We start from the raw sequence: 25806 nt of genomic DNA on the forward strand, positions 1-25806 counted from the left end.
ACTCGGCTTGCGCGTGCATGACTCGCCCGACGGAACACCCGTGAGTCATCTGATCCGACCCGGGCTGCGCCAGAACCCCCGACGCGCCCACCTACTGGTGTCGACTGTATTGGGCAAACACCTCCCCACTCCGCCGGCGACGGTGCGCGATTCGGCAGACGCGCTCGCCGATCAGGTCGCCGTCCTCCTGCGCGGCGCTCCCGCGACAGTGTTCGGTTTCGCCGAGACCGCGACGGGACTCGGCCACTGCGTCGCTGCACGGCTCGGCTCGGAGGTGTACCTGCACTCGACGCGCCGTAGGGGCGCCCACACACATGGGACATTCACCGAGGGCCATTCGCATGCGACGGAACATCTCCTGCAGCCGAGTTCGCCCGAGCTCCTCGATTCCGGCCGGGTCCTGGTCCTGGTGGACGACGAGATCTCCACCGGTACGACCGCACTCGACTCGATCCGGGCGCTGCACGCGATCACCCCGCACGACCGATACATCGTCGCGTCGCTGGTCGACGTGCGTAACAACGTGCAGCACTCGGCCGCACCATCGATCGAGTTCGTATCGCTGGCAACGGGATCGGTAGACGTCCCGACCGGCCTACCGGAGCTGGTCGCAGATCTGCCTTCCGCTGAGTGGAATCCGATCTCCCCGCGCGCAGGCGCGACCCGCATCCTGCAGGTCCCCTGGCCGAGCGACGTGCCCGACGGCGGTCGGCACGGGGTGCTGCGCCAGGAGCACGACCGAATCCGCTCGGCGGCCGGCGACGTCGCTCTCGCGGTATCTCCACATCTCGACCCCGGCCGACGACTACTGGTTGTAGGACACGAAGAGCTCATGTACCTGCCGCTATGCGTCGCCGAATCCCTCGGCGAGATCGGCTTCGATGTGCACTACCAAACCACAACGCGGTCACCTGCTTACGTGTTTGACTCACCGGACTATCCGCTGCGTCGCGGCTTCCGCTTCATCTCTCCGGAGCCGGATCCGGCCCCCTACAGGCATCTCTACAACGCAGAACTGCCGGGCACGGACCGACCGACTCAGATCCTCTTCGTCGCCGATTCACGCGCCGACACCGACAGGCTCCGTGCGCCCGGCGGTCTGCTGGACGTCCTCACGGCCGCTGGGCATGACGTCACCGTCGCAGTAGTACCAGCGTCGCGCCAGGAGGATCTCGCGCAGGCCCGCCGCCCGCTCAGCCACCGGGCGGCGCAGCGGTGAGCGCGATCGCCACCCCGCCGCTCCGGGGTCCGACATTCGGCTCGTACCGTCCGGACGAGGTCATCTGGCTGCTCAAGGACCTGTCGACCGTCCCCCTGGAGGCCGCTGTCGACGAACGCGAGCACGGGATCCAGTCCGGTACTGCGCATTACGCCGAGTCACTGCCAGTCGAGTATCAGCCGACCGCAGCGTATCGGGCGCTGTTCGACGTGGCACTCACGGAGTCCGCTCCCCGCCTCGCAGAGGCGGTCGGCGCGGTGACGGAGCTGCTGCTCGCCGAACGCGGACGCGATTTGACGCTCGTATCCCTCGCCCGCGCCGGCACACCGATCGGCGTACTCATACGACGGTGGGCCGCTCGGTTCCACGGGCTCGAACTCCCGCACTACTCGATCTCCATCGTCCGCGACCGCGGCATCGACGAGGTGGCACTGAACCACCTGGTGGCGCGACATGACCCGGGATCGATCGTGTTCGTGGACGGATGGACCGGCAAGGGCGCGATCACCCGCGAACTGACGGCAGCACTCGATGAATACGACGGGCCCGCTCTGAATCCCGACCTCGCAGTCCTTGCGGACCCGGGCGCGTGTGCGCGCACCTACGGTACCCGCGACGACTTCCTGATCGCATCGGCATGCCTCAACTCGACGGTGTCCGGACTCGTGTCGAGGACCGTTCTGAATGCGCAGTACATCGGGCCCCGCGACTTCCACGGTGCGAAGTTCTATGTGGACCTCGCACCGCATGACGTGTCGAACCTGTTGCTGGATACGGTGTCCGGGCACTTCGCCGACTCGTCCGACGCGGCGCGAACCCGGGCTACCGAGCTCGGCGCCGCCGACCGCACGCCGACGTGGGCGGGCTGGCGCTCGGTCGAAGACGTCCGGCTGGAGTACGGCATCTCGTCCGCGAACCTGGTGAAGCCGGGGATCGGCGAGACCACCCGCGTTCTGCTGCGGCGGGTCCCGTGGCGCGTACTCGTGCGCGACGCGGAGGCCCCCGAGCACCGGCACATCCGCCGGCTGGCCGAGGAACGCGGCGTACCCGTCGATGTCGTGCCGGAGCTCACATACGCATGTATGGGCTTGGTCAAGGAGGGCGCGTGAAGAACACGCTCGTGACGTCGGACCTCGACCGGACGCTCATCTACAGCCGCAGTGCGGGCGGCGAGGCATTCGCTCGGCACGAGACCGTTTGCGTCGAGATGTACGACGGATCGCCTCTGTCGCACATGACCCTTCGAAGCCGGGAGATCCTCGCCGCTCTGCAGGAGCACGCAGAGCTCGTGCCGGTCACGACCCGCACGCCCGAACAGTACGGCCGGGTCGTGCTGCCGGGCTCGGGATCCCGCTACGCCATCGCCAGCAACGGTGGCGCCGTCCTCGTCGACGGTGAACGCGACCCCGTGTGGCGCGGCGCGGTGGATGCACTGGTCGCCGAGCTTCCCGCCTCGCTCGAAGACATCGTCGACCGGCTCGGACCGCTCACCGAAGGATGGGCGCGACTGCGAGTGGCGGACGGGCTGTTCTGCTACCTGGTCGCCGATCATCCGCCCGCCCACTTCGTCGACCGCTGGCGCGGGCACTGCGTCCCTCTCGGCTGGGACGTGTCGCAACAGGGCCGCAAGATCTATACGGTTCCGCGGCCGGCGACCAAAGAGGCAGCCATCGCAGAGGTCCGGCGTCGGCTGATCTCTGAGGGCCGACTGGCCGCCGACGCACGAGTGCTCGCCGCGGGTGACGGCATGCTGGATCTCGGTATGCTGCGGGCCGCCGATGCCGCCATCCGCCCCCGCCACGGCGAACTCGAGGCCGCGGGCGTCACCTACGACGGTCTCGCGGTGACCGCCGGGGCCGGGCTCGGTGCGGGCGAGGAGATCGCCCGCTGGTTCCAGATCAATTGCACGACCGTACTTCCCGATGAAGGAGTCCGCGCATGTCCTCTCTGACCAAAGGCCAGAACGGCCCCCTCGCCCCCGGACCCGTGGCGGTCACGGTCGACCTCCCGGCGCCCGCCGATCTATCCGCTCTACTCGTCACCGCCGCCGGGAAGGTGCGCACCGATGCGGACTTCGTGTTCTTCAACCAGCCCGACGGGCCGGGGGTGCAGCTGCAGAACGGGCTGGTCCGAATCGACCCGTCGGCGGTTCCCGCCGACATCGAGCAGGTTCGCGTCGTCATCACCCTCCACGACGCCTCCAGCAGCTTCGGGCAGTTCGGTCGGCCGGTCGCGCGGGTCTCCGACGGCGCGGGTAATCCGCTGTACGACTACACGATGGACGGTCTCGGTAGCGAGTCCGTGGTCATCGCGCTAGAGGTTTACCGGCGTCAGGGGGCGTGGAAGGTGCGCGCCGTCGGGCAGGGCTACGCCGGAGGTTTCGCCGACCTCGTCCGCGACCACGGGGTGTCCGTCGACGACGAGCCCGCGGCACCCGCTGCACCGACAGCCCCTGCTGCGCCACCCGCACCCACGACGCCTGCGGCGCCGTACGACCCTGTGCCACAGCAGGGCACGTACACGCCACCCCCGGCGCCACCATCGGCACCTGGGCCACAGGGCGACTACGCACCCGCTGCCGGCTCCGCACCGACCGACTACTTCTCGCCGTCCTACACGCCGCCGCAGCAGCACGCTCACCAGCCATCGCAACAGCCGTCTGCACCGGCGCCTCAGGCACCGCAGCACGGTGGCGAGGTGAGCCTGACGAAGAACCGTCGGGTGGATCTCCGCAAAGGCCAGAAGGTGGTTCTGCGCAAGGACGGTGGCGTGGCCCTGACGTCGATCATGATGGGCCTCGGATGGGATCCGGTGCAGCGGCGCGGCGGACTCTTCGGCGGCGGCCGATCGTCCGATATCGACCTGGACGCGTCGGCGATCCTCTACTCGGGCCCGAAGCCCGTGGACATCGTGTACTTCGGCCAGCTGTCCTCCCGCGACGGTTCCGTCGTCCATTCCGGCGACAACCTCACCGGGGAGGGAGAGGGCGATGACGAGGCGATCCGCGTGGATCTGCACCGGATCCCGCCGCAGGTGACCACGCTGCTGTTCATTGTGACCTCGTACCGCGGCCAGAAGTTCGACCAGATCGCGAACGCTTTCTGCCGCCTCGTCGATTCGACCACGAACATCGAGCTCGCTCGCTACGCCTTACAGGGCGGCATGCCTTACACCGCGATGGTCATGTGCACACTGCACCGACAGGGCGGCGAGTGGAAGATGCAGGCCGTCGGCGAGTGTCTGGACGCGAAGACCGCCAAGCAGGCACTCCCCGGCCTCGGCCGCTTCCTTCCCGCCTAGCCCCCTCCCTCGCCCGGCCCGTCACGAACCATGCCCTGAGAGCGCCTATCCCGCTATATACCGGTATAAGCGCCCTCCGGCTGTGGTTCGTGACCGCATCACTCGCAGGCGACGCCGTCTCCGTCCCGGTCCAGCTTCCGCCTGTACCCCGGGTCGCTCACATGGAGCGGCGCGACCCCGGCGGCTCGCGCCGCCGCACAGTTCCGGTAGTAGGCGCTTCCGCCACTGTCGTGCGTCGTGGCCGGCGTGGTGTAGTCGGTGGTCTGCGGCGACATGACCTCGCTGGTGGGCGGCGAGACGACCGGGCACAGGGTTACGGTCGATGCCGCCACCGACCAGAGCCACCACGGCGACCGGGCCGCGACCTTCCAGCTCGAGCGCCGCCACAGGAAGGCCCCACCGATCAGCCGCCTTCACCAGAGCCGCCGTCACCGCGGCCACTGCCTTTCACATTCGCGCCCACCACCGTCGCCCATGCCGCCGCAGCCCCGGGCCGCTACTGCGAGAAGGCGGACCGCAGGGAATCGGGCACGTACAAGAGCCGGCACGTCACCTGCACGCGGAACGGCAACCGGTACCGCCGAATCGCCGGATCGCCGGATCGCCGACTGACCTGTGTGACCTATCGCCACGCCTCGGGATTGACTGGGTGCGGCGGGATCTCGCCGCGCAGCATGGCAACGGCGTTGTCCGCGCACAGCCGCGACATCGCGGCCCGGACGGCAAGCGTGGCACTCCCGATATGGGGTAGCAGGACCGTGTTCGGCTGCTCGGTCAAACCGGAGGCGAGCCGCGGTTCGTCCTCGTACACGTCCAGGCCGGCGCCCGCGATCTCGCCGTCGCGTAGCGCCTCGACCAGCGCCGCCTCATCGACTACGGGGCCACGCGCGGTGTTGACGAGGATCGCGGTGGGCTTCATGCGGCGCAGCACTCGTGCGTCGACGAGATGCCGAGTCTCGGCGGCGAGCGGCACGTGTACGGAGAGGAAGTCGCTCGTCTCGACCAACTCGTCCCACGCGACGTGGGTGACGCGACCCGCGAGATCCCCGAGTTCGTCGTCCGTCACCGCGCGATCCGCGGGCGGGCGTGGACAGAAGGCGACCTCCATACCGAATGCGAGCGCCCGGCGAGCGGTCGCCTTACCGATTCGACCGAACCCAGCCATGCCCAGGCGTCTTCCGGTCACATCGTGCCCGAGCAGCAGGTCCGGTTCCCAGCCCTTGAAGGCGCCTCGGCGGACGAAGGCATCGGATTCGACCGCGCGGCGCGCGACACCCAGGATCAGTAGCATCGCGATGTCCGCGGTCGAGTCGGTGAGCACACCCGGCGTGTTCCCGACGATGATGGAATTGTCTGTCGCAGCGTCGATGTCGATGTTGTTGAACCCGACGGCGTAGTTGCTGATGCCGGATATCCTGGCGTCGCCCAGTAACTGTGCGTCGAAGTGGTCGGCCAGCTGGGCGACGACCACGCGGTAATCGCCGGACCGGCACGCCTCCGCCAGTTCCGTTGCACCGAAAGGCCGCTCGGCCAGCCGAACGCTGCCAGCGGCGGCGAGACGCCGCATCCCATCGCCGGGAAGCTCTGTAGTGACCAGGAAGTCGCTCATTCCGTCCTCACTCCGCGCACCACCCATTCGAACGCGGTGGCCTCCGAGCGCGCCCCCTGGGCGGCCTTCGACCGTCCTGGCTCGCCGACATCGGCGAGTAGCGCATCGGCTATCCCCACCAGCTCCGTCAGCACGGCGGGCGTGAACCAGGGCGGACGCAGCGCGAACAACAGATCCTCCGTCGATGCGTTACCGCTCGCGCCGGGTGCGAACGGACAGCCTCCCAGGCCGCCGAGGGCACCGTCGACCACGGACGCACCCGCCGCCACCGCAGCGAGGCTGTTCGCCACGCCCATGCCCCAGGTGTCGTGGCCGTGGAAGATCATGCGCCGCGGCGGCGATTCCGACCGCACCGTCTCGAACAGCTCCGCCACCTGCGTAGGCACCGCCTGTCCGAGGGTGTCCGCGAGGACGATGTCGGTCGCCGCGGCAGTGCGGTCATCGGCGGCGATCGCGGTCACCCGCGACGGATCGACGTATCCCTCGAACGGGCATGTGAGCGCTGTCGCGACGCACAGCTGGATGGTCCCGCCCACGTCGGCGGCGCGCGCGGCGGCCTCGGGGAACGCGGCGACACTGGCCTCTGTGGTGCGCCCGATGTTGGCGCGATTGTGGGCGTCGGTGGCGGACAGGCAGTACTGGAAGTTCCGCACGCCCGCTGCGGCGGCCTTCTCGACATGGCGCGGCGTCGCGACCCACACGTAGCAGCGCGCCAGTTCTTCCGGGGTCAGCGCAGCGATCACGTCGAGGGTGTCCGCCATCGGGGGCACCAGATCGCCGCGCGCCATCGATCCCACCTCGAGATACGGGATGCCCAACGCGAGAAGGTGTCTCGCGATCTCGACCTTGCGCTCCGTCCGGAGCAGCTTCCCGGTCAGCTGCAGGCCGTCGCGCAGGGTGACGTCGCGGAGCTCAGCGACCGGGCTGAACGTGCGGCTCACGGCTCCTCCGTTCCGAGCAGATCACGGAGCACCTCGGCGGTGTGCTCGCCGAGGTCCGGCCCGACGTTGCGGATGGACAGCGATCGTCCGCCCAGAACCGGAACGATGCCCGGGAAGCCCACGGAAACAGGAGCGTCCCCGCCCACGTCGACCTCGAACTCCTGGATCATGTTGCGAGCCTTGTACTGTTCGTCTGCGACGATGTCCGAGGCGGAATAGATGGGGCCGGACGGGACGCCCGCCTCGTCGAGGATGCGCAGGGCCTCGTCGGCGGTGAGTGTGCGCGACCACGCGCCGATGGCCGTGTCGAGCTCCTCCCGACGATCCCAGCGTCCCGCATTCGTCTGCAGCCCAGGGTCTTCCGCGAGGTCTGGGCGGCCGATCGTCCGCATGTAGCGCCCGTAGATCGCGTCGCCGTTGCCACCGATGATGATGCTGCGGCCGTCCGCCGTCGGGTACGCGTTCGACGGGGCGATGCCCTCCATCCGGCCGCCGACCCGCTCACGCTGCACCCCGTAGGCGAGGTAGTCGGGGACGAGGGATTCCATGACGGAAAGGATCGCCTCGTTGAGCGCTACATCGATGACCCGCTGGTCGAGCGCGACCCGGCCCGCGTCCCGGTTGCGATAGGACTCACGCTGGAAGAGGGACATGACGGTGCCGAACGCGGCGTAGATACCGGCGATCGAGTCGCCGATCGACACCCCGACGCGCACCGGCGGCCGGTCGGGATCACCGACCAGCTCACGCATACCGCCGACAGCCTCGGCGACCGCCGCGAAACCCGGACGCTCCGCGAGGGGACCGGTCTGCCCGAACGCAGAGATCCGCGTGACGACGAGGTCCGGATTGACCGCGTTCAGCGCCGCCGGGCCGATCCCCCATTTCTCCAGCGTGCCGGGGCGGAAGTTCTCCAGAAGCACGTCGCACCTCGCGGCCAGCTCTAGCACGAGCTCACGGCCGCGCTCGGTCCGCAGATCCAGGACGATCGACTTCTTGTTGCGGTTGATGGTGCGGTACAGCATCGAGGTATCGCCTGCGTAGAGGCGCCAGTTCCGCAACTCGTCGCCGGTGACGGGGCGCTCCACCTTGATCACCTCGGCGCCGAAGTCTGCGAGCAACCGCCCTGCGGTCGGCGCCGCGATGTAGTTTCCGAGCTCGAGCACGCGCACTCCGTCGAGCGGCAGGGCATCGGCGGCCATGGTCCTCCTTCGGTTCCTTCTCGGTGATAGCAGACCGGTCACGATGGCGGCCAGAGTTCGAGAGCGCTCAGGGTCGGACGCCTGCACGATCCGATCGGCGGCCGCCCCTCCCACGCACCATCCCGGTGACCGCGGCGGCGGCGAACAGGAACCCATCCGCGATCCACAGCGACGCCAGGTGCCACTGCGAGTATGCGAATGCCCCCGCCAGTGCGCCGGCCGTCAATGCCACCCACAGCAGCGCGTGCCGAGCCCATACCCACCGCGGGCCTCCCCAGAACGCGTCGACCAGACGTTGTCCAGCTTTGACCAGCGTGCCTGTCATGTATGTGAGCCCGACCGACACCTCTCCGTCGCGCTGGAAAGTGGAGTTGAGCACCCCCATCGCGACAGCGACGAGCAGCACCGCCGGCACCCCGCCGCCGACCGAGTGCGCGAATGCCGACACGGTCACCACGCAGACAGCCGCCCACAGCACGCTGGTCCGCCCGTCGCCCATGCGAGACAGCACCGAACCCGCGATCACGCCGACGAAGAAGAGACCGATCAGTCCCAGCGCACGTCCTGCACCGGGCCACATCCCGCCCGCTGCCTCCGCGGCCATCGTGGTCGAATTGCCGCTGATGAAGGAGACGAAGTATCCACCCAGCGAGATGTACCCGACCGCGTCGAGAAACCCCGATGTGGACGCGAGAACAGTGGCGAGCGCCAGTTCGCGCCTGCGAATCGCGACCACCACCGCTCCTACCCCCTCGGCTGGGCCGCCTCTGATCATCTGACTTGCATATACTGGCATATCATCAATTGATCACCACCCCGGAGGGAGCTCGTCGTGCAGGATGCGGCACCACCGCTCTATCGGATGAAGGCGGACTTCTTTCGCACGTTGGGGCACCCGGCCCGGATCCGCATCCTCGAACTGCTCAGCGACGGCGATCGATCCGTGGCCGACATGCTTCCCGAGGTAGGCGTCGGCGCCACCAACATGTCGCAGCACCTCGCGGTACTGCGCCGCGCGGGTCTCGTCATCTCGTGGCGTGAGGCATCGAACGTCCGGTACTCCCTCACCTCACCTCGCGTGGCGGAGCTTCTCGCGTGCGCCAAGTCGATCCTCACCGGGGTGGTCGCGGGGCAGGCCGAGATCCTCGAATTCGCTGCGACCGACCACGGAGCGTGACCGCACCTACCTCTCGACCGCGGCCTCCCGCGAATCCCCGACACAGAAGGGACACCTGATGTCCGACGCCCAGCGCCGCACCAAACCGAATCCCCTGCAGTACGTGGCGTACAGCTACGGCTACACCCTGCCGCCGGAGATGAACGACTGGGTGCGGAACGACCTGGCAGGCCGCGGTGCCGCGCTTCGCACCGTCGTCCGCGCGAGCATCCCGTGCGTGCTCATGCTCGTGCCGTTCCTGTTCATTCCCACCACGCTGTACGTGCACATGAGCATGACGCTGCCGATCCTGATCCCGTTCGTCTACTTCGCCATCGCGCTCAACAAGATCTACCGTCGGTCGCGGCTGAAGCGGCACGGGCTCGACCCGGATCTGGTCGACGAGCGCGCCCGGATCCGCGACGCCGCCATGCATGCCGAGTACGCGGCCAAGCATGGCCGGCCTCTGCCGCGCGACGGCCGCTGAACCCTAGCGGTGCATCAGGTAGTCGCGGGCCACTCGATCGCCGTGGTCGGCGCGGTCGATCAGGGCGTCGGCGATCTCGTCGATGCGTGCCAGTTTCGCCTCGTCCAGGAACGTCGCCGGCTGGTGCAGCAAGAGGTCGCGCTCGGCCGCGAGGTCGCTGGTCGCGTGCCCTGCGCCCTCCGTGCGGCGCGTCCGGTCCCGTGTGCGGATCCCCAACATGGGTCTTATGATCCACCCGACGGGCAGCCGAGTGGGGGACCTGCGGACGGCGTGTCAGCGGGCGCATGTGCTCCGGGTACGAGAGTGCCGGCGCAGCCGAGGATTCGGCCGCGCCGGTCGCGTTACTCTCGTCGGGTCGCGGAGATCAGGCCACGATGCGGTGTCCGGTGACGATCACCTCATCGGCCGGCTCACGCGGATGCTCGTCCTCATCGAACGTCGCTTCTACGGAGAGCGCCTGTTCGGCGATGTCCGCGGAGTCACCGCTGGGTATCACCTCGCCGTGAAAACGATTGTGCAGCTTGTGCGCATGGGGTCCTTGGAGAAGCATTACCCACACCTCCCGTTGATCCGAGGTCGCCCACTCGCTCAGCGGGCGACACGCCGACTGTGCACCACCGAGGCTAACACTGGATCCGACCCCGTGCCAGGCCTCGCATCACGAACGATGTTGCGCTGCATCACAAGCCACGTGGTGCAAGCAGCCCGGATCGCCGCGCCGATCGATCGGTGTAGGGGTCCATACCGCACGCAGAAAGACCGCGGCCGGGCCCTGCCGGGCCGAGGCCGAACACCCTGGCACCCAACAGAACTCGACTGCAACTAGAACAGAACGGCTGGTGGTCGATTCGACCACCAGCCGTTCTGTTCGAGCGGTGTGACTAGACCGTCTGCACCGAGACGGCCTGCGGGCCACGCGCGCCGGCCTCTTCCTCGAAGCTGACGCGATCGTTCTCGTTCAGGCTGCGGAAGCCGTTGCCGGCGATACCGCTGAAGTGGACGAACAGATCCTTGTCACCGCTGTCGGGGGTGATGAAGCCGAACCCCTTCTCCGCGTTGAACCACTTCACAGTGCCTTGAGCCATGTATTTACTCTCCTCGTATGGGACGGGGTCGACGTTCGACCCCGGGTCTGCGGAGGAACGCGAGAATCAAAGGAGATCGGTGCGTGTCTGCCGCGTGAAATCTTCGCGAGCACGTCACTAAGAAAACAACCGTCACTTACCTTATCAGCTTTTGTGGGGCGTCGCCATGTAGGGGCCGTTCCCCTGTGCGACGGGCCGCAACGGTGTAGGGATGATCGGGTCGGGCAGTGGCGCGGACCGGGAAGTGGGAGTCGACATGTGGTTCGGACGATCATGAGCCGGCCCGGGTCGCCGCGGGCCCTGCGCGATCTCAACCGCGGCCGGGTACTCGAGGCGCTGCGCGAGTATGGAGACCTCTCCCAGGCCGAGCTCGCGCGCAAGACCGGACTCGCGCCTGCGACCGTGTCGAACATCGTCCGGCACCTGCGCGCAGCAGGCGACGTCGTGACGACCGACGGGGCGGGCCGACGGAAGTCGATCCGGCTGGCGCCCGGACCGGGTTTCGTGGTCGGCGTCGACTACGGCCACCGGCATATCAGCGTCGCCGTCGCCGATCTCGACCACGAGGTGCTGACCGAGCGGCGCGTGGACCTGGCCCCCGACATGTCCGCACGAGACGGCATGGCCGAGGCGGCCCGCCTCGCGCAGCATGTCCTCGCCACGGCGGGCGTGGACCGCACGGAGGTGGTCGCCGCTGCGATGGGCCTGCCCGCTCCTATCGATCGCACGACGGGACGGGTGGGGTCGCCGTCGATCCTGCCGGGGTGGGTGGGAGTCGATGCCGGTGACCTCGCCTCGGACGCCCTGGGGCTTCCCGTGCGTGTCGCCGTTGACAACGATGCCAACCTCGGAGCGTTGGCCGAGTGGTGGTGGGGCGCGGGTGCCGGATACTCCGATGTGGTGTACCTCAAGCTGTCCGATGGCGTAGGAGCCGGCCTCATCATCGGCGGGCACCTGTACGGCGGCGTCACCGGCACGGCGGGCGAGATCGGCCACACGACTCTCGACGAGTACGGCGACCTCTGTCGGTGCGGCAACCGAGGCTGCCTAGAGACCGTCGTGTCCGCGCGCCGGGTCACGTCGATCCTCGAGCCGATCGTCGGCGAGCATCTGACCATCCTCGAGATCGTGCAGCGGGCGGAGGCCGGGTCACGGGCGTGCGAACGGCTGCTCACCGATGTCGGACTACAGGTGGGCCGGTCGCTTGCCGACCTGTGCAGCCTGCTGAATCCGCAGATGGTGCTGATCGGCGGGGAACTGGCACAGGCATCGACACTTCTCATCCCCGCGATGGAGCGCGTGATCGGCCGTTGCGGCGTGCCCGCCGCGGCAGGCGCGGTGCACATCCGGCGCGGCGCGCTCGGCGCCCGGACACACGTACTCGGGGCCGTGGCCCTCGCCCGGCGCGAATCCGCCTCGGCAGCGTTGTTCAACTCTTGAACGTATAGACCGTGTCGGTCGCGATCTCTTGAAGTATCTCCGCCACACGGGTTGCATGTGACTGGCATCACATCAACCCGCGGGCTCGTCGACGCGCCCGCATCGGAGAGGACACGCACATGAGCGAAGGCGGGGCTATCCCCGACGGCCCGTCGGTGTTCGGAGAGGACGTGGAGACCTCGGGTAACCGGGTCGTCCGCATCGCCTCGGTAGCCGCCATCGGCGGTCTGCTTTTCGGCTACGACAGCGCGGTCATCAACGGCGCCGTCTCGTCGATCCAAGACGATTTCCACGTTGCCGACACGACTCTGGGCTTCGCAGTCGCATCAGCACTCCTCGGCGCAGCCGCGGGCGCGATGAGCGCGGGCCGCATCGCCGACCGCATCGGACGTCTGAAGGTCATGAAGATCGGCGCCGTGCTGTTCTTCATCAGCGCTGTGGGAGCGGCATTCGCGCCCGAGATCTGGACGCTCGTGATCTTCCGAGTCATCGGAGGTGTCGGAGTCGGCGTCGCCTCGGTGATCGCGCCCGCCTACATCGCCGAGACCTCGCCGGCTCGCATCCGCGGGCGCCTGGGATCCCTCCAGCAGTTGGCCATCGTGCTCGGCATCTTCCTCTCCCTGCTCGTCGACTACGTGTTGGCACAGGTGGCAGGCGGCGCCAACCAGGAACTCGCGCTGGGCATGGACGCCTGGCGTTGGATGTTCCTGGCGATGGCCATCCCCGCTGTGGTGTACGGAGTACTCGCGTCCACCATCCCGGAGTCGCCGCGCTACCTGGTTGCGACACATCGCCTCCCTGAGGCCCGGCGCGTCCTCACCCTGCTGTTCGGCGAGAAGAACCTCGAGTTGACCATCACTCGCATCCAGCAGAGCCTGGCAGGCGACGAGCAGCCGTCCTGGAAGGATCTACGGCGTCCGACCGGCGGCATCTATCCGATCGTCTGGGTGGGCCTGCTCCTGTCCGTCTTCCAGCAGGCAGTCGGCATCAACGTCATCTTCTACTACTCCAATGTGCTCTGGGAGGCTGTGGGGTTCAAGGAATCCCAAGCGTTCCAGACCAGCGTCTTCACGTCGGTGGTCAACATCGTGTCGACGTTCGTCGCGATCATGCTGGTGGATCGGATCGGCCGCAAGCCGTTGTTGATCGTCGGCTCGGTCGGTATGACGGTCACGCTCGCAGTGATGGCCGTCTGCTTCGGCGGCGCCCCGCAGGTGGCCAACTCCTCGGGAGTACTCGAGCCTCATCTGACAGGCGCCGCCGGGCCGATCGCCCTCGTCGCCGCCAACCTGTTCGTCGTGTGCTTCGCGCTGAGCTGGGGACCTGTCGTCTGGGTCCTCCTCGGGGAGATGTTCCCGAACCGGATCCGGGGTGCGGCGCTGTCCCTTGCCGCCGCGGGACAGTGGGCCGCGAACTGGGCGATCACCGTCAGCTTTCCGAGCCTGAAGTCCTTCTCCCTCGGATTCGCGTACGGCATGTACGCGCTGTTCGCCCTGCTGTCGCTGCTCTTCGTCACCCGCTTCGTCAAGGAGACGAAGGGGATGTCCCTCGAAGACATGGATGCCAGTGCCGGCATCACCCACGAGACCCCTGGCCGCGAGGCCACCGCGTAGCGGCGATCGACAGGAACCCACATCATGACTGCCAACACTCCACGCAGGATCGCGGTTCTCGGCCCGATTCCCCGCGACCACATCGTCACCCATCGAGGCGAGGTATTCGACAAGTACGGCTGCGTCCTCTACACCGTTGCGGCGCTCTCGTCGCTGCTCGGTCCCGACGACCTGGTCCGCCCCATCGTGCACGTGCGGCACGACGACCTGGATGCGATCAGAGAGCGTCTCGCCCCGTTCCGTAACGTCGACCTGACCGGCATCCGCGCAGACAGCGACCGCGGCGACGTCGTCGAGTTGACGTTCCGGGACCAGAACTTCCGCGACGAGCGCCAGACCGGGTTCATGCATCCGATTCAGCCCGAGGACGTCCGATTCGCCTTGGACTCCGACGCTTTCGTGTGCGTGCCGATCACCGACTACGAGGTCGCGCAGCCGACGCTCGCTTACATCCGGGCGCACAGCGATGCGACCATCCTGCTCGACTGTCACGGTCCCACCGTGGCGCTCACTGCTGCGGGCCATCGCATCAGCCGGCTGTGGATCGACCGCGATGCATGGCTCCCCACGATCGACATCATGAAGATGAACCTCGAAGAGGCCGGCTGCGCTTGGTTCCCGCCGCCCGGGGGAGATCCGGCCATGCTCGGCGCGCCTCTCCCACGAGAGCAACTCGGCGAGTTCGCGCAACACTGCCTCGATCGCGGCGTCACCGCCGTATGCGTGACGCTCGACGAGGAGGGGTGCGCGCTGTACTTCCGCGGCCCGTCGGGCGAGCTCTGCGAGGAGCTGGTACCGCGGATCGAAGTGCACGACGTCGTGGACACGACCGGCTGCGGCGATTCGTTCGCCGCCGGAATGGCGTTCGGCTATCTACAGTCCGGTGACCTCGTGACTGCGGCCCGCTACGGCAACGCCATGGGCGCACAACGCTGTTCGGGCAGCGATCTCTCGGTCTACCTACCCCTCGACGCCACCGACGCACAGATCGCCGCGGCGTACGGTCCCGCAGTGGCGTCGTCATGACCGCACCCACCGACACCGCGCTCTGGACGGTGACCGAGTCCGGATGGGACCCGCAGCGCGCCAACTACTTCGAAACGATCTTCACAGTCGGCAATGGACGGCTCGGCACCCGCGGATCGCTCGAGGAGCGCCACACCGGCGCCCTTCCGGGCACGTTCTTGGCAGGTGTCTACGATGCGCACGACGCGCCGGTGACCGATCTGGTGAACGCGCCCGACTGGCTGGACACCGAGATATACATCGAAGGCGTACGACTCGACCCGGAGTCGGCGGCAGTCGCCTCCCACCGCCGCGAACTGGACTTGCGGACCGGCATCCTGAGCCGGGAGACCGTATTCGTAGTCGACGGCGCCCCGGTGCGCGTGCGCACCGAACGCCTCGCCAGCATGTCCGACCGGGACCTCTGTGCCCTGCGCGTGCAGGTCACCCCGCTGGAGCGCGGAGCCTCCGTCGTCATCCGCACCGGGATCGACGCTCACAAGCGCAACCTGGAGCGACTACCCGCCTATCCCGAGGGAACCACCTTCGGACCGGATCGCAAGTGGGACAAGTGGGCTCGCTCGACCCACCTGCGTTCGACGGGCAGCGGCTTCCACGGGGAGGTCGGGTGGATCGGATGCCGGACCATCGCTTCCGACGTCGACATCGCGTACGCCTTCACCGCCGGCTCCGCACCCGCAGCCACCAGGACCCGACGCCGGCGCGGGTACGAGCGGATCGGCGAGGAGTTCGAGTTCGACCAGACCGCCGCGGGGACGACGGTGACCGTCGACAAACTCGTAGGTATCGCAACGGACCGGGATCCGGAGGCCGACGCCGACCCCGTCTCCCGAGCCGAGTCGACGGTGCTGCGCACCCGCACATTCGACGAGGCGCGCGCAGCCTCCGAGGAGGCGTGGGCGCGGCTCTGGCACGACTCCGACTGCGAGATAGTGGGCGACGACCGGGCGGCCCTGGCCGTCAGGTTCTCGATCTACCACCTCTTGATCGCGGCGAACCCCGACGACCCGACCGTCAACATCGGTGCCAAATCCCTGTCCGGTGAGGGATATCGCGGTCACGTCTTCTGGGACACCGAGATCATGATGCTGCCGTTCTTCCTCTTCACCCAGCCGCCGGCCGCGCGCTCGTTGCTCGGCTACCGGTTCCACACACTCCCCGGCGCGCGAGAAGTGTCCCGCGACAACGGGACCGGCGGCGCCCGGTACCCATGGGAGTCTGCGGACACTGGACTGGAGGAGTGTCCCCGCTTCACCCCCGACGGGCGCAACCGCTTCTATACCCGAGAAGAGGAGCTGCACGTCACAGCGGACGTCGCGTACGCGGTACTGCGGTACGCGGAGGTCACCGGGGATCTCGACTACCTGTACGGCGAAGGAGCGCAGATCCTGTTCGAGACGGCACGATTCTGGGTGGACCGATGCGCCGACGACGGCGAGCGACTAGCACTCAGGACCGTGATGGGGCCCGACGAATTCCATTCGCACATCGACGACAACGCGTTCACCAACCGGCTCGTCCGATGGCACCTCGAGGGCGCGGCGAGGGTGTACGCGGAGATGGCCGATGCCCGGCCGGAGGGCCTCGCGCTCCTCGCCGAGCGGATCGGGCTGGAGGCAGACGAGCCACGCGCGTGGTCCGACGCGGCAGGCAGGATCACGGCCCCCGTCGATCCGGACGCCGGGGTGATCGAGCAGTTCGAAGGCTACTTCTCGCGGACACCCGTGCCGGTCACACAGTGGGACGAGAACGACATGCCCTGCTATCCGCCCGGCTACAACCATTTCAACTGCGAGGACACGACACTCCTCAAGCAGCCGGACGTCGTGATGCTGATGTTCCTACTACCGCAGGCATATTCGCTCCAGACCCGTCGCGCCAACTATCGCTTCTACGAGCCCCGCACACTGCACAAATCGTCTCTCAGCCCGTCGATCCATGCGATCGTCGGGCTCCAGGTCGGCGACGACACGACCGCCGAGAGGTACTTCGCGCGGTCGGCATTCGTAGACCTGGACGACAACCAGGGCAACACCGAAGAGGGGATGCATATCGCGTCCGCCGGTGGCACATGGCAGATCGCCATCCACGGCTTCGGTGGATTCCTCGCCACCGTGGACGGCCTCGCATTCTCGCCGGCGCTGCCTAGAACATGGCGGCGGCTCCGCTTCTCGGTGCACTGGCGCGGCCGGACCGTGCGTGCAGACCTCGGGCACGAGGACGTGGTGCTCGAGCTCGTGGGCGCGGGACCCGACGAAACGGTGTCCGTCTGGGGCGCACCCGTCACGTTGCCGGCCGGCCGGGCTGTGACGGTCGCCGCGAGCGGCGATACTGTCGGTGTCGGTCACGCATGAGTGAGACGCGCACGCGGATACCGCTACTCGCGGCCGACGCGGTCCTGTTCGATCTCGACGGGGTACTCACCGACACTGCCGCGGTCCACCGTCGCGCGTGGGCGGATCTGTTCGGTCCGTACCTCGAAACCCACCGTGCCGCACCGTTCACGGACGACGACTACTACCGGCTGATCGATGGCCGGCCGAGGGCGGCGGGGGTCGAGAACGTGCTGTCCTCGCGCGGCCTGGACCTGCCCCCCGGGTCACCCGACGACCCGCCCTCGGCCGACACGGCGGCGGGTCTCGGCAACCGGAAGAACGCCGCATTCGCCGAGATCCTCCGCGCCGATGGGGTGCGGGTGTTCGACGGGTCGCTGCGCGTCGTTCAGGCGCTGCGCCGCGCACATGTCCCCACCGGCGTCGTCTCGAGCTCACGTAACGCCCGCGCGGTCCTCGAACGCGCCGGCCTCCTGACCGACTTCGACGTGATCGTCGACGGCGAGGTCGCCGCGCGAGATCGACTGCCCGGCAAGCCCCACCCCGCGATGTTCCTCACCGCCGCCGACGCACTGGGGGCCGACGCCACCCGCACCATCGGAGTCGAGGACGCGGTGTCCGGCGTCGCTGCCGCGCACCGCGGGGGTCTTTGGGTGGTCGGCGTCGACCGCGGCGCCGGATACGAGGAACTGGTTCGCGCCGGTGCGGATCAGGTGGTTCGCGATGTCGCCGAACTCCTGTCCTGACCAGCGTCCATGCGTGACCGCCGGAGACGAGCCACAACAGTTATTGACCAGTAGGTCTAGAACCGTGTACCGTCGTCGACGTGGGCCGACCGAGGGGCTTCGAGGACGACGTGGTGTTGTCCCGAGCGATGGAGACGTTCTGGACGAACGGCTACACGAGCACGTCCCCGGCCCGGCTCGCCGAGGCCACGGGCATCGCGAAGGGCAGTCTGTACAACGCTTTTCATAACAAGCGTGAGCTCTTCGAGCGGTGCCTCGATCTGTATCACCAACAGATCAGCCACACGGCGTACGAGCTCATGGACACTCCCGGTTCCACCCGGGAATGCCTCGCGGGAGTTCTCCGTTCGATCGTCGACTCCGATATCGGCCAGCCCCAGCGCCGGGGTTGCCTGGTCGGGAACACCGCCGTCGAACTGGCCGGCCAGGATCCGGTCATCGCACAGAAGCTCCGTCGCATGCAGGACGAATCGACCGGCTGGTTCGTCGCGCGGATCGAACGCGGACAGCGGGAGGGGGACGTATCGCCAGAGCTCGACCCCCGCGCTGTCGGTGAGCATCTGGCCAACACACTCGCCGGGCTGCGCGTCACGGCCATGACGCACGAGGCATCCGCGCTCTACCGCATCATCGATACGGCCGTATCCGTTCTCTGACAAAGGGTTTGACCACGTGGTCAAACCCGGACCTTCTTCTGCCCACATTTTAGACCCACAGTTCAAGAAAGGTTGGATCAAATGGATCTGCAGCTCGAGGGTAGGACCGCGGTGGTCACCGGCGCGAGCCGCGGCATCGGCCTCGCCGTCGCCGAAGCTCTGACACGGGAGGGCGTACGCGTGATAGGCGCTGCACGGACGATCACGCCGGAGTTGAGGTCCGCGAGCGTCGCCGCCGTCCCGGCCGATCTGTCGACACCCGATGGCGCGCGCAGCGTCGTCAACGCAGCGCTCGCCGAGACCGGCGGCGTCGACATCCTGGTGAACAATGTCGGCGCGGGCGACGTCGACCGGTTGAAGCTCGGCGGCTTCCTGGAGACCGACGACGCACAGTGGGGGGACCTGTTCGACCTCAACCTGTTCAGTGCGGTGTGGGCCTCGCGTGCGGCATTGCCGAGCCTCATCGAGCGCCGCGGAACGATCATCAACGTCTCGTCCATCAACGCCCGCGTACCGGCGACGGGACCGGTCGGCTACAGCGAGGCCAAGGCGGCCATGGCAGCGTTCGGTAAGCGGCTGAGCGAGGAGTTCGGGCCCCGCGGCGTGCGAGTGAACACGGTCTCGCCGGGGCCCGTCGGCACCGGGTTGTGGCGCAGTCCCGGCGGCTTCGGCGCCAAGGTAGCGGAGAGCGCGGGAGTGGACCACGCCGACTTCCTGGCCGCGATGCCCGAGACGTTCGGGACGGCGTCCGGACGCATCGCCGAGCCGGAGGAGGTCGCGGCACTGATCGCTTTCCTCGTGTCCCCGGTAGCCGCGAGCATCGTCGGGGCCGACGTCCTCATCGATGGAGGCGTCGTCAAGACGATCTGACCAGGCTCGAGTACCGTGGCCACATGACGGTCACCGCCGACGAGGGGCCGCAGCGGCCGCCCCTCGAGTGGCCGAGAGTGCTGCCGCCGATCGGCTGCATGGTCCTGCTGCTCACGTTGTGCAGCAATGGGTACGGCTTCGAGCGCGACGAGTTGTACTTCCGTATGCTGCACCCCGCATGGGGCTACGTGGATCAGCCACCGTTGACCCCGCTGCTCTCGCACCTTGCCGCCACCCTCTCGGACGACGCGTGGGTGCTGCGCGTTCCAGCGACGGTGTTCGCCGCCGGCTCGGTGTCGGTGGCCGTGCTCATCACTCGCGAGTTCGGCGGTGGGCGGTGTGCGCAGACGCTCTGTGCGTGGGCATACGCCTTCGCCTCGTTCCCACTACTGATGGGGCACGTACTCCTCACCGCGACACCGGATCTCGTCTTCTCACCGCTGATCGCACTGTTCGTGATCATGGTGGTGCGGAGGCGACGGCCCCGATGGTGGCTGGCCGCGGGGACCGTCGCCGGTCTGGCTGGTTACAACAAGCTGCTGATCGCGATGGTGGTAGTAGCCCTCGTACTCGGTGTCCTGCTGGTCGGTCCGCGCCGTGCGCTCTTCAACCGATGGTTCGTAGTCGGGATGGTTGCGGCACTTGTGCTGGTTCTGCCGAATCTGGCCTACCAGGCCACGCACGACTGGCCGCAATTCACCATGGGACGGGCGCTGAGCGCACACAACGGTTCCGAAGTCCGAATCACCATGTGGCCGTTTCTGTTACTGCTCCTAGGCCCACCTCTGGTGCCGGTCTGGGTCGCCGGCCTCGTCTCGCTGCTTCGACGCCCCGCCTGGCGCCCTATGCGCTTCGTCGCGGTGGCATTCGTGATCATTCTGGTCGAGACCTTCCTCGCCGCGGGCCAGATCTATTACCCGTTCGGCCTACTCGCGGTGGTGTTCGCGGTCGGCTGTGTACCGACGGCGGAGTTTCTGCGCAGGTCTCGGCCGTGGCGTGTCGCCGCCGTAACGTCCATCGCGGTCAACGCGGTGATCTCCGCGGTGATCGGGCTGCCGTTGGTTCCGGTATCCGTGGTGGGCCGCACCCCGATTCCGGCGATCGCTCAGACCGCGAGAGACCAGATCGGCTGGCCGACATATGCCGAGCAGATCGCGACGGCGTATCGCTCCATTCCCGACAACGAGCGTGCGCGTGCCGTGGTCATCGCGAGCAACTACGGCGAGGCTGGTGCCCTCGTCCGGTACGGCCCGGCGCTGGGGCTTCCTCTCCCGTACAGCGGGCAGAACCAGCTGTACTTCGACACGGCACCGCCGGCCGGTACGACGACCGTGATCATGGTGGAGGCGCAGCTGGCCACCGTGCAGGGGCTGTTCGGCACGTGCACCGTCGTCGGAAGACTGGACAACCGCGTCGGTGTCGACAACGAGGAGCAGGGCCTACCGATCGCGATCTGCCGACAGCCGACGCGGCCGCTGCCCGAGCTGTGGCCGGACTTCCAGCACTACGACTGATGGCCGAGATGACAGATGTCATCGCGAATACGTGACATGCGCATGGGGTCTCGGGCGCGCGGATGCGGAAACGTGACGTACATGAACACGACAGCCATAGGCGCGACGAGGCTCGACCAAGCGCCTGCGATATCGGTCCGCGACCTACGCAAGACCTTCCGCGGCCCGCACGGGGCGGCGGTCACAGCGGTCGACGGCATCAATCTGACCATCGGAGCCGGCGAGGTCGTAGCCTTCCTCGGACCGAACGGCGCAGGAAAGACCACCACCATCGACATGCTCCTCGGCCTGACCAGACCCGTGGGCGGCGGGATCGAGGTATTCGGGACCAGCCCCGAGCAGGCCGCACGCGGCGGGCGGGTATCCGCGGTGATGCAGTCCGGCGGGCTGCTCCCCGAGTTCACCGTGGAGGAGACGGTGCGCGTCGTCGCCTCCACGTTCGGAGTGACCGACACCGTCGACGACGTCATGGCGCGAGCATCGATCTCCTCGATCGCCGGGCGCAAAGTCTCGAAATGCTCTGGTGGCGAACAGCAGAGGCTCAAGTTCGCACTCGCGCTCCTTCCCGATCCCGACCTGATCGTGCTCGACGAACCCACCGCCGGAATGGATGTGGAGTCCCGTCGGGCCTTCTGGGCGACGATGCGCGCGGACGCCGGCGAGGGACGGACCGTGCTCTTCGCCACCCACTATCTCGAGGAGGCCGACGATTTCGCCGACCGCATCATAATGATGGCTGCAGGGCGTGTGGTGGCAGATGGGACCACCGCGGAGATCCGTGCGCAGGCGTCCGGCCGGGTGGTCTCCGCGGTGCTCGGTCGCGAGGAACTCTCGCGGGTTCGAGCCGCGATTCCAGCGATCACCGACGTGACCGTTCGCGGTGGCCGGGCGTTCCTGACCTCCAGCGACTCCGACGCCGTGGGCAGGTACCTGTTCACGCAGACCTCGGCGCGCGACGTCGAGATCGCGGCACCGAATCTCGAGGACGCCTTCATCTCCCTGACCCGCCAGCCCGGTTCCGAGGAGGTCCCGGCATGACCGCCACCCTGACCACCACATCGCGCCCCCTCGGCGGGTTCTCCCCCACCTACGTAGTCACCGACCTGCGACGGGTTCTACGTAATCGCCGTGCGGTCATCTTCACGCTCGTGATGCCCACGCTGATGTACGTCATCTTCGGATCCACGCAGGGTTCGACGAACGACAGGATCGGCCACGCGAACATCGCGGCGTACGTCATGGTGCACATGGCCGTCTACGGTGCGGTGATCGCAACAACCACCAACGCGGCGTCCGTCGCCCTGGAGCAGCAGGCGGGATGGACTCGGACGCTGCGGCTCACCCCCCTGACACCCCTGTCCTACGTAACGGCGAAGACCTGCGTAGCGCTCGTCATGGCGCTGCTGCCTCTGCTCCTCCTGTCCCTCGCGGGCGCACTCACCGGCGCGAGCGCACCTATCGGTCTGTGGGCCGGCTCGGTGTTGCTGGGCTGGCTCGGCGCATCGATCTTCGCGGCGTTCGGGATGGCTATCGGCAGCGCGCTGCGCACCGAGGCGGCTATGCAACTCGCTGGCGGCGCGCTCACGCTGCTCGCATTCGCCGGCAACGTGTTCGTACCGCTGAAAGGCGCGATGTATACGTTCTCCCAGTTCACGCCTATGTTCGGAGTCAACGCCCTGGCGATGTATCCGCTCACGGGCGGCGAATCCGCCTACGGCGAGCACACGTCGGTGTGGGTCGCGCTTCTCAATGTGGTGGCGTGGGCCGTGATCTTCGGCGCGACCGCCGTGTTCTTCTACCGCCGCAGCGGCGAACGGCAGTGAACCACGCGGGTACAGAATGGAAGCCGTGACGGTGACGGAGTACCTGAAGGCCTGGCGCGATCCGCGCTGGGTCTTCGGTGCTGTGTGGCTGATGTTCCTGGCATCCCCGCTCGCGGCCGTGCTGGGCTCCCATTCACTGTCGCGGCCGGCCAGGTGGGCCGGTGTGACGCTGCTACTCGCGTTCGCACTCGGGTACGCCGCGATGTGTGTGCACGTCATGATGCCCGCCATGCGCGGAGTCCGTTTCCCACCCGCCCGGATCGCCGCCTGGTCGCTCCCGCTCGTCGCGATCGCAGCCGGGTTGATCCCCATCCTGGGGCAGTCGGTGATGGGCATGGGCGGGTATCTGATGGCGCTCATCATCTTTCAGTTCCCACCACTGACCGCCGCGGTTCTCGTCCTGGCCATGCTCGGGGCCGTCGCACTCCTCCCCGAGGTCGTGCCCGGATGGTCCCCCGACCCGTCGACGACGATCCTGTTGGTGACGATCGGTGTGGTGCTGCTGGTGACACGGACCATGCAGGCGCGCGAGCAGGACCGCGAAGCGGCCGTCGAACGGCGACGAGCGTTGCAGGAGCAGCTCGCAGTGATCGCCGAGCGGGAGCGGGTCGCCCGCGACGTGCACGACATCCTGGGTCATTCACTCACCGTGATGGCTCTCAAGTCCGAGCTGGCAGCGCGCCTGGTCGACGAACATCCCGAACGAGCAAAGGCGGAGATCATCGAGTTGCACACCCTGTCGCGTGCAGCGCTCAGCGAGGTACGGGCGACCGTCGGCAACCTGCGTGCGCCGGACCTGCGTGACGAGCTGCGCTCGGCCAGGACCGCCCTGGACGCGGCCGAGATCCGAGCCGAGGTGTCCGAGGCCGACGATGCGTCTGACGACACCGTGCCGGACGACAGTTCCGTGCTCGCGTGGGTCCTGCGCGAGGCGGTGACCAACGTGGTGCGACACAGCGGTGCTGCCAGTTGCCGGATCGAGCTGGGGCACAACAGCATCGAAATCATCGACGACGGTTGCGGGCTGCGCGGCGGCTTCGGTCACGGCCTGCGGGGGCTCGATGAGCGCGTGCGCGACGCAGGCGGCGTATTGGAGGTCTCGTCGCCGGGCGGACCCGGAACACGAGTGCGGGCATCGCTGCCATGACAGAGATCCGCGTGCTGCTCGCCGATGATCAAGCGCTGGTGCGGGGCGCACTGGCGGCGCTGCTGGAGCTCGAATACGACCTGTCCGTCGTGGCGCAGGTAGGTGAGGGAACAGCCGTGGTCGACGCCGCTCGCGAGCACCAGGTGGACGTGTGCCTTTTAGACATCGAGATGCCTGGGGCAGACGGGATCGAGGTGGCCGCAGCGCTGACTGCCGAACTACCGCACGTGAAGTCGCTGATCGTGACCACTTTCGGTCGGCCGGGCTACCTGCGCCGGGCCGTGCGGGCCGGGGCGTCGGGCTTCGTCGTCAAGGACACGCCCGCAGCCGAGTTGGCCGACGCGGTGCGCCGGGTGCATGCGGGACTGCGCGTCATCGACCCGACCCTCGCCACCGAGAGTCTCACCACCGGCGAGAGTCCTCTGACCGAGCGGGAACGGCAGGTACTACGCGCCGCGCTCGGCGGGGTGACGGTCGCAGTGATCGCCGCCGAAGTCCACCTCTCCCCGGGCACCGTGCGCAACTACCTGTCCAGCGCGATCGGCAAGACCGGCGCCGTGACCCGGGCCGAAGCTGCGACGACCGCCCGTCTGCGTGGATGGATCTGAGCGGTCTCGCGACGCCCGACCGGGTAGCGTGCGGCTCGTGACGGACGTTCGAGTCGACGCTCCCCGCGCGGTATCCGAGAAGACGACCGAGGAGCTGGCGCGACTCATGCGACAGGTCTCGACCACGGCGGCTCCCCTCACCGCCGAGACCATCCACGGGATGCTGACACACGATGCGGTCACCTTGTTCACAGCCCGGGTCGACGACACGATCGTCGGCATGCTGACTCTCGCCTGCTTTCCGACGCCGACCGGCGTGCGGGCGTGGATCGAGGATGTGGTGACCGACGAATCAGCACGCGGTCGCGGTGTCGGCTCCGCTCTCGTCCGGGCGGCCCTGGCTCGCGCACATCAACACGGCGCTCGCACGGTGGAACTGACGTCCCGTCCTGACCGCGTCGCCGCGAACCGGCTCTATGCCCGCCTCGGATTCGAGCGCCGCGAATCGAACGTGTACCGCTACACGGTCGGGGCCACGCAGTAGCCCAGGCGAGCGGTGTCGGGCCCGGCAGGCGATCTGCATGGCCACTTGATGGACGACGGTGGCGTAGGGCCGTCCAACGCCGCATGTTTAGGTCCAGGTCCAGTGGGTATGTCTGCCGATCATGTGTCCCTGCTTCGGGGACCGTGGTGTGGTCTGCCGCTACGGCGGTGGTCGCAGGGTTCGATGGTGCAGAATGCAGTGACAACGTATACCGCAACGAATCGGAGGAACGATGATCTGGACGATTATCAGCACTATCGTCGTTGGATTGATAATCGGCGGGCTGGCCCGTCTGATCATGCCGGGGCAGCAGAAGATCGGCCTGATCATGACCGCGCTCTTGGGCATAGTGGGTTCGTTCGTCGGCTCGTGGCTCACCTACCAACTGGGATATAAGAATTCCAACGGCGGATGGGAAGTAATTCCCTTCATCGTCGGCATCGTTATCGCCGTTATCCTGATCGGCGTGTACGTCCGTTTCGCCGCAGGCAGGCAACTCAAGCGCGCGTCGGCCCGCGACATAGATTAAGTCCCACTTGCGATGAGC

28 protein-coding genes are annotated in these 25806 nt (G+C 67.7%); 20 read left to right on the forward strand and 8 right to left on the reverse strand.

The features are described 5' to 3' along the window. The first annotated feature begins 40 nt into the window (after positions 1 to 40). Genes P0W64_RS13240 through P0W64_RS13255 form a run of 4 tightly spaced genes read left to right on the forward strand, consistent with a single transcriptional unit; the run spans position 41 to position 4519 of the window. Positions 41 to 1219, forward strand: coding sequence for a phosphoribosyltransferase family protein (locus tag P0W64_RS13240; protein ID WP_275480590.1), 1179 nt, complete (start codon positions 41 to 43; stop codon positions 1217 to 1219). Next, the gene (locus tag P0W64_RS13245) at positions 1216 to 2328 is read left to right on the forward strand and encodes a cysteine protease StiP family protein (RefSeq protein ID WP_275480591.1); all 1113 of its coding nucleotides are present in this window, start codon (positions 1216 to 1218) and stop codon (positions 2326 to 2328) included. Before P0W64_RS13240 ends, P0W64_RS13245 begins: the two co-directional genes overlap by 4 nt. After that, complete coding sequence (locus tag P0W64_RS13250) at positions 2325 to 3170, forward strand: HAD family hydrolase (RefSeq protein WP_275480592.1); 846 nt, start codon at positions 2325 to 2327, stop codon at positions 3168 to 3170. Before P0W64_RS13245 ends, P0W64_RS13250 begins: the two co-directional genes overlap by 4 nt. Then, entirely contained in the window at positions 3158 to 4519 is a 1362-nt protein-coding gene (locus P0W64_RS13255; protein ID WP_275480593.1) for a TerD family protein, read from the forward strand. The genes P0W64_RS13250 and P0W64_RS13255 overlap by 13 nt, the downstream gene beginning before the upstream one ends. Positions 4520 to 4617: 98 nt before the next feature. Here the strand turns inward: P0W64_RS13255 and P0W64_RS22540 are convergent, their stop codons facing one another. The 5 genes from P0W64_RS22540 to P0W64_RS13280 all read right to left on the reverse strand — a co-directional run bounded on the left by P0W64_RS22540 (position 4618) and on the right by P0W64_RS13280 (position 9010). Then, complete coding sequence (locus tag P0W64_RS22540; RefSeq protein ID WP_343232858.1) at positions 4618 to 4851, reverse strand: excalibur calcium-binding domain-containing protein; 234 nt, start codon at positions 4849 to 4851, stop codon at positions 4618 to 4620. Positions 4852 to 5141: 290 nt separating this feature from the next. Further along, entirely contained in the window at positions 5142 to 6128 is a 987-nt protein-coding gene (locus P0W64_RS13265) for a D-glycerate dehydrogenase (RefSeq protein ID WP_275480594.1), read from the reverse strand. Beyond that, the gene (locus P0W64_RS13270; RefSeq protein WP_275480595.1) at positions 6125 to 7069 is read right to left on the reverse strand and encodes a hydroxymethylglutaryl-CoA lyase; all 945 of its coding nucleotides are present in this window, start codon (positions 7067 to 7069) and stop codon (positions 6125 to 6127) included. Before P0W64_RS13270 ends, P0W64_RS13265 begins: the two co-directional genes overlap by 4 nt. After that, entirely contained in the window at positions 7066 to 8271 is a 1206-nt protein-coding gene (locus tag P0W64_RS13275; protein WP_275480596.1) for a CoA transferase, read from the reverse strand. Before P0W64_RS13275 ends, P0W64_RS13270 begins: the two co-directional genes overlap by 4 nt. 67 nt (positions 8272 to 8338) lie before the next feature. Continuing rightward, complete coding sequence (locus P0W64_RS13280; RefSeq protein WP_275480597.1) at positions 8339 to 9010, reverse strand: YoaK family protein; 672 nt, start codon at positions 9008 to 9010, stop codon at positions 8339 to 8341. 123 nt (positions 9011 to 9133) lie between these two features. Between P0W64_RS13280 and P0W64_RS13285 the strand changes: the two genes are divergently transcribed. Both P0W64_RS13285 and P0W64_RS13290 read left to right on the forward strand, forming a co-directional pair. Next, a complete protein-coding gene (locus P0W64_RS13285) occupies positions 9134 to 9448 on the forward strand; it encodes a metalloregulator ArsR/SmtB family transcription factor (RefSeq protein ID WP_275480649.1) in 315 nt (104 codons plus the stop codon). A 58-nt stretch (positions 9449 to 9506) separates the two neighbouring features. Continuing rightward, positions 9507 to 9914 carry a DUF5313 domain-containing protein gene (locus tag P0W64_RS13290; protein ID WP_275480598.1) on the forward strand — a complete coding sequence of 136 codons (408 nt, stop codon included), beginning with the start codon at positions 9507 to 9509 and terminating at the stop codon, positions 9912 to 9914. Positions 9915 to 9917: 3 nt separating this feature from the next. Here P0W64_RS13290 and P0W64_RS13295 read toward each other — a convergent pair whose 3' ends face one another. From P0W64_RS13295 to P0W64_RS13305, 3 genes are all read right to left on the reverse strand, one after another. Further along, entirely contained in the window at positions 9918 to 10133 is a 216-nt protein-coding gene (locus tag P0W64_RS13295; protein WP_275480599.1) for a hypothetical protein, read from the reverse strand. 145 nt (positions 10134 to 10278) lie between these two features. Continuing rightward, on the reverse strand, positions 10279 to 10464 hold the full coding sequence (locus tag P0W64_RS13300) for a hypothetical protein (RefSeq protein WP_275480600.1): 186 nt from the start codon (positions 10462 to 10464) through the stop codon (positions 10279 to 10281). A gap of 331 nt (positions 10465 to 10795) precedes the next feature. Beyond that, entirely contained in the window at positions 10796 to 10999 is a 204-nt protein-coding gene (locus P0W64_RS13305; protein ID WP_275480601.1) for a cold-shock protein, read from the reverse strand. A gap of 258 nt (positions 11000 to 11257) precedes the next feature. Here P0W64_RS13305 and P0W64_RS13310 point away from each other — a divergent pair, with 258 nt between their 5' ends. The 14 genes from P0W64_RS13310 to P0W64_RS13375 all read left to right on the forward strand — a co-directional run bounded on the left by P0W64_RS13310 (position 11258) and on the right by P0W64_RS13375 (position 25788). Beyond that, positions 11258 to 12439, forward strand: coding sequence for an ROK family transcriptional regulator (locus tag P0W64_RS13310; protein WP_275480602.1), 1182 nt, complete (start codon positions 11258 to 11260; stop codon positions 12437 to 12439). Positions 12440 to 12558: 119 nt separating this feature from the next. Then, positions 12559 to 14052, forward strand: a complete 1494-nt coding sequence (locus P0W64_RS13315; RefSeq protein ID WP_275480603.1) for a sugar porter family MFS transporter — start codon at positions 12559 to 12561, stop codon at positions 14050 to 14052. A gap of 24 nt (positions 14053 to 14076) precedes the next feature. Then, the gene (locus P0W64_RS13320) at positions 14077 to 15078 is read left to right on the forward strand and encodes a PfkB family carbohydrate kinase (RefSeq protein ID WP_275480604.1); all 1002 of its coding nucleotides are present in this window, start codon (positions 14077 to 14079) and stop codon (positions 15076 to 15078) included. Then, on the forward strand, positions 15075 to 17432 hold the full coding sequence (locus tag P0W64_RS13325) for a glycosyl hydrolase family 65 protein (RefSeq protein WP_275480605.1): 2358 nt from the start codon (positions 15075 to 15077) through the stop codon (positions 17430 to 17432). The genes P0W64_RS13320 and P0W64_RS13325 overlap by 4 nt, the downstream gene beginning before the upstream one ends. After that, positions 17429 to 18157 carry a beta-phosphoglucomutase family hydrolase gene (locus P0W64_RS13330; protein WP_275480606.1) on the forward strand — a complete coding sequence of 243 codons (729 nt, stop codon included), beginning with the start codon at positions 17429 to 17431 and terminating at the stop codon, positions 18155 to 18157. The genes P0W64_RS13325 and P0W64_RS13330 overlap by 4 nt, the downstream gene beginning before the upstream one ends. 80 nt (positions 18158 to 18237) lie before the next feature. Then, positions 18238 to 18813 carry a TetR/AcrR family transcriptional regulator gene (locus P0W64_RS13335; protein ID WP_275480607.1) on the forward strand — a complete coding sequence of 192 codons (576 nt, stop codon included), beginning with the start codon at positions 18238 to 18240 and terminating at the stop codon, positions 18811 to 18813. 81 nt (positions 18814 to 18894) lie between these two features. Then, positions 18895 to 19683: an SDR family oxidoreductase gene (locus tag P0W64_RS13340; protein ID WP_275480608.1), complete on the forward strand. Its 789-nt coding sequence runs from the start codon at positions 18895 to 18897 to the stop codon at positions 19681 to 19683. Between the two features lie 23 nt (positions 19684 to 19706). Next, entirely contained in the window at positions 19707 to 21197 is a 1491-nt protein-coding gene (locus P0W64_RS13345; protein ID WP_275480609.1) for a glycosyltransferase family 39 protein, read from the forward strand. An 81-nt stretch (positions 21198 to 21278) separates the two neighbouring features. Further along, on the forward strand, positions 21279 to 22235 hold the full coding sequence (locus P0W64_RS13350; RefSeq protein WP_275480610.1) for an ABC transporter ATP-binding protein: 957 nt from the start codon (positions 21279 to 21281) through the stop codon (positions 22233 to 22235). Next, a complete protein-coding gene (locus P0W64_RS13355; protein ID WP_275480611.1) occupies positions 22232 to 23020 on the forward strand; it encodes an ABC transporter permease in 789 nt (262 codons plus the stop codon). The genes P0W64_RS13350 and P0W64_RS13355 overlap by 4 nt, the downstream gene beginning before the upstream one ends. A gap of 25 nt (positions 23021 to 23045) precedes the next feature. Continuing rightward, a complete protein-coding gene (locus tag P0W64_RS13360; RefSeq protein WP_275480612.1) occupies positions 23046 to 24167 on the forward strand; it encodes a sensor histidine kinase in 1122 nt (373 codons plus the stop codon). Next, positions 24164 to 24775 carry a response regulator transcription factor gene (locus tag P0W64_RS13365; protein ID WP_275480613.1) on the forward strand — a complete coding sequence of 204 codons (612 nt, stop codon included), beginning with the start codon at positions 24164 to 24166 and terminating at the stop codon, positions 24773 to 24775. The genes P0W64_RS13360 and P0W64_RS13365 overlap by 4 nt, the downstream gene beginning before the upstream one ends. A gap of 37 nt (positions 24776 to 24812) precedes the next feature. Then, positions 24813 to 25259 (forward strand): GNAT family N-acetyltransferase, encoded by a 447-nt coding sequence (locus P0W64_RS13370; protein WP_275480614.1) that lies wholly within the window; start codon positions 24813 to 24815, stop codon positions 25257 to 25259. A 232-nt stretch (positions 25260 to 25491) separates the two neighbouring features. Further along, the gene (locus P0W64_RS13375; protein ID WP_275480615.1) at positions 25492 to 25788 is read left to right on the forward strand and encodes a GlsB/YeaQ/YmgE family stress response membrane protein; all 297 of its coding nucleotides are present in this window, start codon (positions 25492 to 25494) and stop codon (positions 25786 to 25788) included. Positions 25789 to 25806: the final 18 nt, after the last annotated feature.

The organism is Tsukamurella sp. 8F (genome assembly GCF_029167375.1).
Classification (GTDB): Bacteria; Actinomycetota; Actinomycetes; order Mycobacteriales; family Mycobacteriaceae; genus Tsukamurella.